Source organism: Streptomyces sp. NPDC111802 (genome assembly GCF_055634335.1).
Genome location: NZ_JBVKCZ010000047.1, coordinates 56,097 through 65,245 on the forward strand (window position 1 = coordinate 56,097; position 9,149 = coordinate 65,245).

Here is a 9,149-nt window from a genome sequence, read left to right on the forward strand (position 1 = left end):
ATCTATGACGCGGGCCGCCAGAGGTCGGTGCTCCAGTCCAACTGCCGTATGAGGTCCTCGTCGCCCGGGCGGTTCGCGCTCGCGCCTCGGGGGCCGGGGCCCGACGGGGCGTGGGTGCCGCGGGAGATGTTGCCGCTGACGGTGATGTTGTGCTCCACGCGGGGACGGCGCAGTGTCTCGTAGCGGGAGAGCGCGGCGTCGGTGTCCGGCGCGTCCCGCAGCGACTTGGCGAGGACGACGGCGTCCTCCAGCGCCATCGACGCGCCCTGTCCGGTGGCGGGGGAGGCGGCGTGCGCCGCGTCGCCGATGAGCAGGGTCCGGCCGAGGCGCCAGGGCGTCGCGGTGGGCATTTCGGTGGCGTTGGTGACCATGAGGTCGTCGGCGGTGGCCGCGACGAGGTCCGCGGCCGGGGTGGCGTCCTTGCGGAGCAGCGGCAGGAGCAGGTCGCGCCAGTGGGCCGGGGTGCCGTGCTCGATCTCGTCCGCGATCAAGGGCTCGGCGGCGACTCGCGCGAACCAGTAGGTCTCCCCCTCGGGGGACACCGCGTACCCGAAGGCGGTGGTGCTGCCGCGCACCATGGTGATGGTCTCCGGCTCGCCCGCCGCGGGCGCTTCGCGGGTGTAGCCGTAGAAGACCTGCTGGCCGGCATGGTCCGGGCGGGCGTCGGGGGCGACGAGTCGGCGGACGGTGGACTTCAGGCCGTCGGCCCCGATGAGCAGGTCGCCGGTGGCGGTGGTGCCGTCGTCGAAGTGGGCGGTGACGCCGTCGGGCCCGTCGTCGACCGACACGAGACGCGTGCCGTGCCGGATCTCGATGCCCCGGCGTGTGACCTCCGCCTGCAAGGCGGCGTTGAGGTCGCCGCGCCGCACGCATCGGTAGCGGAGGTGCGCGGTACCGGCCTCACCGAGTGGCACCTGGGCCGCCTCGGCGCCCGTGTCGTCCAGGACCCGCATCAATGTCAGCGGGAAACCGATCGCGGTGACCGCCGCCGAGGCGTCCACCTCCGCCAGGGCGCGCATGCCATTGCTCGCCAGTGTGAGGAAGGCGCCGATGTCCTCGGCGGAGTCGGGGTGCGCCTCGTACACGGCGACATCCAGTCCTGCCTTGTGCAGGGCCAGAGCCGCACCCGTACCGGCGATTCCGCCCCCTACGACCAGTAACCGCGTCACATCGTCCCCCCTTATGTCTTCGACCCCCGCCCCTCGCGGCCGTCCTTCGTGGAACGTCCCAGGTCCGGCACGGGTTCCCGAGCCGGGTGCCGGTCGCCGCAAGGTCCGGCCCGCAAGGTCCGGACCGCCGTACTCCGGAACAGTGCAACCATTCCGCCAAGTCGGTTGTCTCTCCTAATATCAGGCACATCACCTTCCGGGGGACACAATGGGACGAAACAGAACCGCATGGGCGGCGACCACCGCGCTCATGGTCGTCACGTTGGGCGTGGCGGCGGTCCCGGCCGACGCCACCACGACCACCACCACCCAGACCACGGCCTGCCCCACCGGCTGGGGCAGCCAGACCGAGACCCGCTCCGCCGCCACGACGGAGTCGATGACGAACATCAGGACCGGCCGGCACGCCTGCTTCGACCGCATGGTCGTCGACGTGCCCGGCGCGGGCACCAGTGAACTCGGCTATTCCGTCCGGTACGTCAGCCGCCTCTACCAGGACGGCTCCGGCCGGCAGATCACCGTCGGCGGCGGAGCCGTCATCGAGGTGCGTGTGGCGGCGCCCGCGTACGACATCGCCACCGGAGAGCCCACCTATCCCGTGCAGGCCGGTCAGCGTCTGAAGGGCGTCGATCTCACGGGGTACCGCACGTTCCGCGACGCGCGGTTCGTCGGCAGCTTCGAGGGGGACACGCAGATCGGGCTCGGGGTCCGGGCGCGGCTGCCGTTCCGGGTGTGGGTGGCGGGCGAGCGCATCGTCGTCGACGTCGCGCACAACTGGACCGGGGCGCGCTGAGCATCCCGGAGGTCCGGCGACGAGCAGGGCGGGGCGAGCAGGGCCGCGGCGATCAGGAGCTCGGCCCGGTCAGGGCGTCCCGCCCCTGGTACTCCCGCAGCTTCCGGTACAGGGTGGCGCGGGCGATCCCCAACGCCGCCGCGGCGCGCGCCTTGTTGCCGCCGTGGCTGCGCAGGGCCTCCAGGATCGCGGCCCGTTCGGCCAGTTCCATCGGGCTGAGCGTCCGGCCCGCGGGTCCTTCACGGACGGGATCGGGCAGTTCGCCGCGCCGCACCGGTCCGCAGACCCGTCGCTGACCCGCCAACGCCCGTACGAGATGGGCGAGTTCCGTCACATTGCCGGGCCAGGGGTGCCGCTCCAGCGCCCGCAGCGTGTCCAGCGTCCAGGTCAGCGGTGGGCTGCCCGGGGCAGACACGGGGGCGAGGGCGGGGAGCAACTCCCTGATGTCCTCGGGGCGTTCCCGCAGCGCGGGCAGAGTCACCGAACGGGCCGCGAGGGTGTCGAGAAGGCGCTGGAGGCAGGGGCCCGGTGCGGTTCCCGGCGTGTAGGTGGCGACGAGGGAGGCGTCGGGGCGCTCGTCCAGGAGCGAGTTGAGGGCGGCGACGTCCGGCTGGGCCAGCCGTTCGGCATGGCGCAGCAGCAGGGGGCGGCGGCCCAGGGGCAACTCGTCGTGCGTGAGGCCGAGTTCCGGCGACTCGGCGGCGTCCACGACCAACGGGGCCGTGCCGTCGAGCAGTTCGAGGGCGAGGGTGGTCTTGCCGGTGCCCCGCTCGCCGATCACCAGCACGGGACCCGCCGTACGGAACAGCGCCGTCGCCCGCGCGACCGCGTGCCGCCAGGGCACCGAGCCTCCCACCAGCGCGCTCGCCGGTCCCGGGACCGACGGCACCGGCTCCACGGGACGCGGTTCGAGCACGGCGACCAGGCCGAGAAGGCGGCCGTCATGCCGTACCGGAGTGATCTCGACGGTGCATCCGGCGTCCTCGGGAAGCGGGATGTCGTACGACTCGCCGACCCCTCTCCCCCAGGTCCGCGCCCCGCGCTCCAGCGCCTCCAGCACCTGCGGCGAGGCGAGACGGGCCGCCGCCTCGCTGACCAGACGGTTACGGCCGTCCAGCGCCACGACCGCCCGCTCGCGTCCCCGCGCGGCACGCTCGTAGGCGTCGAGCAGCAGCCGTTCCGGAGTACGCGCGCGTGCCCGCAGTTCCGCCTCGACCGCCGCGGCGGCCACCTCGGCGAGGGCGGCGCCGGGATGCGGCCGGCAGCCCGCGCACAGGCCGGAGGCCACGGTCACCGTGCCGAGCGCCTGCCCCGTCTCCGGGGAGAGCAGCGGCACACTGACCGCCGAGACGTCCTGCCACACGTCGAGGAAGTGCTCGGGACCGTGCACCTCGGCCCGGCGCCGGGTGCGCAGGGCGAGCGCGGCGCTGTTGTGGCCGACCTCGCGCTCGGACAGGTCCGCGCAGGTGTCGTCGCCGGGCGCGCTGCCGGTCGACCACAGCACCCTCAGCCGCTCGTCGGTGAGCACGAGCGCCGAGCGCCCGGCGTCGAGGGCCGGCGCGACACGGGTGAGCACCGGACGCGCCGCCTCCAGCAGGGGCGAGTTCACCGGCTGGGTCGACTCCCGTACCGGGCCGTCGAGATCGGGCCGTACGCCGAAGAAGCGGGCGCGCCGCCAGGCGTCGACCACGTCGTCCGGCACGCCGGCCGGGAGGGGACGCCCCGTCAGGAAGCGTTCGCGGGCCTGGCGCAGCGGGGCGAGAGCAGGGGGATGTTCCGCGGTGGTCATGGCGTCCCTCACCGTATCGGGGGTGTCACCCGCGTGGCGACGGCGGGCTGCCCTCCTGCCCCACCGCAGGTCGGCGGCGGGGTGTCTCGTAATGAGACACCCATGACCGGCCGAACCGCTCCATGATCTTGAAAGTCGGGATCTGTTCTCATCTCCTGGAGCGTTCTGTCGTGCACACCGTCGAGACCGATGTACTGATCGTGGGCAGCGGCCCGGCGGGCGCGTCGGCCGCGCTCGCCCTGAGCACCTACGGCGTGCGCAACATGGTCGTCACCCGGTACGCGAGTCTCGCCGACACGCCCCGCGCGCACATCACCAACCAGCGCACCATGGAGGTGCTGCGCGATCTGGGCGTCGAGCGGGACGTCGTCGCCCAGGCGACGCCGCAGCACCTGATGGGCAACACGACGTTCTGCACCAGCCTCGCCGGCGAGGAGCTCGGCCGGGTCCGTTCCTGGGGCAACGACCCGCTGGTGCAGGCCGCGCACGAGCTGGCCAGCCCGACCCGCATGTGCGACATGCCACAGCACCTGATGGAGCCGGTGCTGGTGAACGCGGCCATGGCACGCGGCACCGACGTCCGCTTCAGCACCGTCTACAAGTCCTTCGTGCAGGACGACGCCGGCGTCACGGTCACCGTCGAGGACCGGCTGCGCGGTGACGAGTACACGATCCGCGCCAGGTATCTGATCGGCGCCGACGGCGGCCGTTCCAAGGTGGCCGAGGACGCGGGGCTGCCGATGGGCGGTCAGATGGGTGTCGCGGGCAGCGTCAACATCGTCTTCGACGCGGACCTGAGCAAGTACACCGCGCACCGCCCCTCCACCCTCTACTGGGTGCTCGCGCCCGGCGCGACCGTCGGTGGCATCGGCGCGGGCCTGGTGCGCTGCGTGCGGCCCTGGAACGAGTGGCTGATCGTGTGGGGCTACGACGTGACGGCGGGCGCCCCCGACCTGACCGAGGAGTACGCCCTGTCCGTCGTACGGCAGCTCGTGGGCGACGACGAGATACCGGTGACCATCAAGTCGTCGTCGGCGTGGACGGTCAACGAGATGTACGCCGAGACGTACGCGAACGGCCGGGTCTTCTGCGCCGGTGACGCGGTGCACCGCCACCCGCCGTCCAACGGGCTCGGCTCCAACACCTCCATCCAGGACTCCCACAACCTGGCCTGGAAGCTGAAGCTGGTCCTCGAAGGCGTCGCCACGCCGAGGCTTCTCGACACCTACACCGTGGAACGCGCCCCGATCGGCAGGCAGATCGTGACGCGGGCCAACAAGTCCATCGCCGAGACCGCGCCGATCTTCGAGGCGCTCGACGGGCTCTCGCCGCAGACGCCCGAGCAGCTGTGGGCCAACATCGCCGCCCGCAAGGACGCCACCGAGGCCGCCGCCAAGCAGCGGACGGCGCTGCGTGAGGCCATCGCCTTCAAGGCGTACGAGTTCAACGCGCACGGCGTCGACCTCAACCAGCGCTACGCCTCCGACGCGGTCGTCCCCGACGGCACGCCCGACCCCGGATTCACCCGCGACCCGGAGCTGCACCACCAGCCCAGCTCCCGCCCCGGCGCCAAGCTCCCGCACGCCTGGCTCACCTCCGGCACCCGGACCCTGTCCACCCTCGACACCGTCGGCGGAGGCCGCTTCACGCTGCTCACCGGCATCGGCGGCGAGGCGTGGCTGAGGGCGGCCGAGGTCCAGCCACTCGACATCGGCACGGTCGTCGTGGGGCCCGGCCAGGAGTACGAGGACCCGTACGGTGACTGGGCCGCTCTGAGCGAGATCTCCGACGCCGGCGCCCTCCTGGTACGCCCCGACGGGTATGTGGCGTTCCGGCACGCCGAGGCCGCCTCGGCCGGGGACGCCGAGCGGTTGCTCACGGACGCGCTGCGGCGGATTCTCGGGCACGGTTGAGATGAGCGCCGAGAAGGGAGCCGACATGAGCGGCGACACGACGGTCACGGAGAAGGCCGTCGCCAGTCTCCACGGGACGGCCGATCCACGTCTGCGGGAGCTGCTGGCCGGCCTGATCCGGCATCTGCACGCCTTCGCGCGGGAGACGCGGCTGACGCAGGAGGAGTGGGAGCGCGCGATCGGGTTCCTGACGGCGACCGGGCAGATGTGCACGGACACCCGGCAGGAGTTCATCCTGCTGTCGGACGTACTCGGCCTGTCGATGCTCGTCGAGACCGTCAACGAGCGACAGGGGCCCGGCGCCACCGAGTCGACGGTGCTGGGTCCGTTCCATATGACCGAGTCGCCGGTGCGGGAGCTCGGCGCGAACATCGACCTCGTCGGTGACGGTGAGCCGTGCGTGGTCAGCGGTCGGGTGCTGGCCCGTGACGGCGGACCGCTGCCGGGCGCGGTGATCGACGTGTGGCAGGCCGACGGGAACGGCTTCTACGACGTGCAGCGCCCGGACGTGCAGCCGCGGGGCAACGGCCGGGGGCTGTTCAGGGCCGACGCCGAGGGCCGTTTCTGGTTCCGTACCTGTGTGCCGAGCCCGTACCCGATCCCGACCGACGGACCGGTCGGTGAGCTGCTGCGCGCCACCGGCCGGCATCCCTACCGTCCGGCCCACATCCACTTCATCGCCTCGGCCGCCGGTCACACACCGGTGACCACGCACATCTTCGTGGCGGACAGCGAATACCTGGACTCCGACGCGGTGTTCGCGGTCAGGCCGAGCCTGGTCCAGGACTTCGCGTCCACGGACGATCCCTCGCTGGCCCGGGAGTTCGGTGTCGAGAACCCCTTCCGGCACGCCCGCTTCGACCTCGTACTGGAGCGGTCGTGACGAGCGCCCTCGACTTCTCGTACGAGAGCCGGCCCGTGCGGGTCGTCTTCCGGCCCGGCGCCTCGGTGTCCGCGACGCCGGGCGAGGCGGAGCGGCTCGGGCTGCGGCGGGTGCTCGTGGTGTGCGGGACGCGGGGCGCGCAGACCGCGCGGGCGGTCGCGGACGCGCTCGGCCCGGCGTGCGTCGGCGTGCACGACCGGGCCCGGATGCACGTCCCCTCCGAGGTCGCCGACGCGGCCGTCCGGGCGGCTCGCGCGGCGGGCGCCGACGGGTGCGTGGCCGTGGGCGGCGGCTCGTCGATCGGGCTGGGCAAGGCGGTCGCCCTGCGTACCGGCCTGCCGCTGATCGCGGTGCCCTCCACGTACTCCGGCTCGGAGATGACCCCGGTGTGGGGTCTGACCGAGCACGGCGTCAAGCGCACCGGGCGCGATGCGAAGGTGCTGCCCCGCAGCGTGGTCTACGACCCCGAGCTCACCCTCTCGCTGCCGGTACCGCTGTCGGTGACCAGCGGCGTCAACGCCATCGCGCACGCCGTGGAGGCCCTGTACGCCCCCGACACCTCGCCGCTGGTCGCGCTGATGGCCGAGGAGGGCGTACGGGCGATGGCGCGGGCGCTGCCCGCGGTGGCGGCGGAGCCGACCTCGTCGGACGCCCGGGGCCGTGCCCTGTACGGGGCGTGGCTGTGCGGGTCCTGTCTCGGCGCCACCACCATGGGACTGCACCACAAGGTGTGCCATGTCCTGGGCGGCACCTTCTCGCTGCCGCACGCCGAGACGCACACGGTGGTGCTGCCGTACGTCCTGGCCCACAACGCGCCCGCCGCCCCGGACGCGGCCGGCGCCGTGGCCCGCGCCCTGGACGCGGCCGACGCGCCGATGGCCCTGTGGGAGCTGGCCGGACGCCTCGGCGCACCCCGCTCGCTCGCCGAACTGGGCCTCGCGGAGGCCGACTTGGCGACGGCCGCCGCGCAGATCGCGGGCCAGGCGTACGCCAACCCCCGTCCGGTCACTGCGGCGGACGTACTGGCCCTGCTGCGGGCCGCGTACGAGGGCGCACCGCCCACGACGCCCGCCCGCTGACTCCCCGACCCCCTCCCCCCACACTCCCCCCTCCCCCCATGCCGGAAGAAAAGGTGATCAGCATGCCCCTCGGTCTGCTCAGGAGTCGACGCTCCCGAGGAGCTCCGGGTGTCCCGTTGCCCGTGCCGCCCGGGGCGGGCGTCGTGGGCCGCGAGGTCGTGGACCCGATGGCGCTGCCGATGCGCGGCGCCGACGTGACCGTGACCGCGCTCGACTCGCACGAGGTCGTGGCGTCCGGTACGACGGACCCGTACGGCCTCTTCTTCGCCGCGCTGCCCCCGGGCCGCTACAGCCTCATGATCACGACCGAGGGCCTGACGCCGCACCGCGAGACCCTGGACGTCGTCGCCGGTCCCGCGCAGCCGACCGTCCGGGTCCAGCTGACGTCGGCCCGGCAGCTGGAACTTCCGGCGCCCGGCGCCTGGCTGTTCGACCCGCCGCACACCGCGATCCGGTTCATCGCCAAGCATGTCGGCATGGCCCATGTCCACGGCCGCTTCGAGCGGTTCACGGGCGGCATCCGGGTGGCACCGGACATGGCCCAGTCCCAGGTGTCCGTGCGCATCGACGCCGCCAGCATCACGACGGGCAACACCACCCGCGACAACCATCTGCGCTCGGCCGACTTCCTGAACGTCGAGCGCTACCCGTACATCGACTTCACCAGCACGCGCTTCGCCTACCGGGGCGGCGCCAAGTGGACCCTGCACGGCTCACTGACCATGCACGGCGTGAGCCGCTCAGTGGAGCTGGACACCACCTACCTGGGGTCGGTCAACGGCGGCTACGGCGAGGAGCTGCGGTGCGCGGCACTGGCCAAGGCCGAGCTGCACCGGGAGGACTTCACCCTGAACTGGCGCAGCATGCTGGCCCGCGGCATCGCGGTGGTCGGTCCCACGGTCCAGCTGGAGCTGGACGTACAGGCGATGTACCGCACGCACGACACCCCGACGCCTCCCGACTAGGCCGAAGCGGCTGAGAGGTTCCTCACGCCCCGGTTACGAATCGCTCAACCTCTGGTTGCGACGTGGTGATCGAGCGACTATGGAGGCATGACTCTGGCCCAACGTGCCATGGAACAACTGGAAACCTGGCCCGATCTCAGCTCGGGCCGGGCCAGTTGTGGCGCAGGGCGGGCCCTGCGCTCCGTCCACAGCGAGATCGTGCACTTCCACTCCCCCCGGGACGTGGACCTGCACCTGACGCTGTCGGCCATCGGACGGTTCCATGACGATCTCCAGGAGTCGACCGCGATCCGGCTGGTCCCCGGCTCGGGCTGGGTGACCGTCCATCTCGACTGCGACACGGACGTCGATCTGCTGATGAGCCTGGTCAGCGCAGCGCTCAAGGCCCATCAGAACCTCCGCTCCCCTGCCGGGCATCCGGCAGGGGACGAGTGCAACCTCGGTCGTGTCACGGTGCTGCCCCGCGGCTAGTGATCTGGTTGTGAGTTGGTTCGGCACCACGTGGGTTGCTTTCCGTACCACTTCACGGGTTCGCATACCTGGTGCCGATTGGCTGCG

At 72.4% G+C, this 9,149-nt stretch carries 8 protein-coding genes; 6 read left to right on the forward strand and 2 right to left on the reverse strand.

Annotation, left to right across the window (positions count from 1 at the left end):
* Positions 1 to 2 precede the first annotated feature (2 nt).
* The gene (locus tag ACZ7NC_RS37035) at positions 3 to 1,169 is read right to left on the reverse strand and encodes an FAD-dependent oxidoreductase (RefSeq protein WP_471495107.1); all 1,167 of its coding nucleotides are present in this window, start codon (positions 1,167 to 1,169) and stop codon (positions 3 to 5) included.
* A gap of 208 nt (positions 1,170 to 1,377) precedes the next feature.
* On the opposite strand from ACZ7NC_RS37035, the gene ACZ7NC_RS37040 reads away from it, so the two are divergent.
* On the forward strand, positions 1,378 to 1,962 hold the full coding sequence (locus ACZ7NC_RS37040; protein WP_471495108.1) for an AMIN-like domain-containing (lipo)protein: 585 nt from the start codon (positions 1,378 to 1,380) through the stop codon (positions 1,960 to 1,962).
* Between the two features lie 52 nt (positions 1,963 to 2,014).
* On the opposite strand, the gene ACZ7NC_RS37045 is transcribed toward ACZ7NC_RS37040, so the two are convergent.
* Positions 2,015 to 3,751 (reverse strand): helix-turn-helix domain-containing protein, encoded by a 1,737-nt coding sequence (locus tag ACZ7NC_RS37045; RefSeq protein ID WP_471495110.1) that lies wholly within the window; start codon positions 3,749 to 3,751, stop codon positions 2,015 to 2,017.
* A 170-nt stretch (positions 3,752 to 3,921) separates the two neighbouring features.
* Between ACZ7NC_RS37045 and ACZ7NC_RS37050 the strand changes: the two genes are divergently transcribed.
* From ACZ7NC_RS37050 to ACZ7NC_RS37070, 5 genes are all read left to right on the forward strand, one after another.
* Positions 3,922 to 5,664: an FAD-dependent oxidoreductase gene (locus ACZ7NC_RS37050; RefSeq protein WP_471495112.1), complete on the forward strand. Its 1,743-nt coding sequence runs from the start codon at positions 3,922 to 3,924 to the stop codon at positions 5,662 to 5,664.
* Between the two features lie 25 nt (positions 5,665 to 5,689).
* The gene (locus ACZ7NC_RS37055; RefSeq protein WP_471495114.1) at positions 5,690 to 6,547 is read left to right on the forward strand and encodes an intradiol ring-cleavage dioxygenase; all 858 of its coding nucleotides are present in this window, start codon (positions 5,690 to 5,692) and stop codon (positions 6,545 to 6,547) included.
* Positions 6,544 to 7,626 carry a maleylacetate reductase gene (locus ACZ7NC_RS37060; RefSeq protein ID WP_471495116.1) on the forward strand — a complete coding sequence of 361 codons (1,083 nt, stop codon included), beginning with the start codon at positions 6,544 to 6,546 and terminating at the stop codon, positions 7,624 to 7,626. The genes ACZ7NC_RS37055 and ACZ7NC_RS37060 overlap by 4 nt, the downstream gene beginning before the upstream one ends.
* A 62-nt stretch (positions 7,627 to 7,688) precedes the next feature.
* Entirely contained in the window at positions 7,689 to 8,591 is a 903-nt protein-coding gene (locus ACZ7NC_RS37065; RefSeq protein ID WP_471495118.1) for a YceI family protein, read from the forward strand.
* 87 nt (positions 8,592 to 8,678) lie between these two features.
* Positions 8,679 to 9,062, forward strand: a complete 384-nt coding sequence (locus ACZ7NC_RS37070) for a luciferase domain-containing protein (RefSeq protein WP_471495119.1) — start codon at positions 8,679 to 8,681, stop codon at positions 9,060 to 9,062.
* Positions 9,063 to 9,149 lie beyond the last annotated feature (87 nt).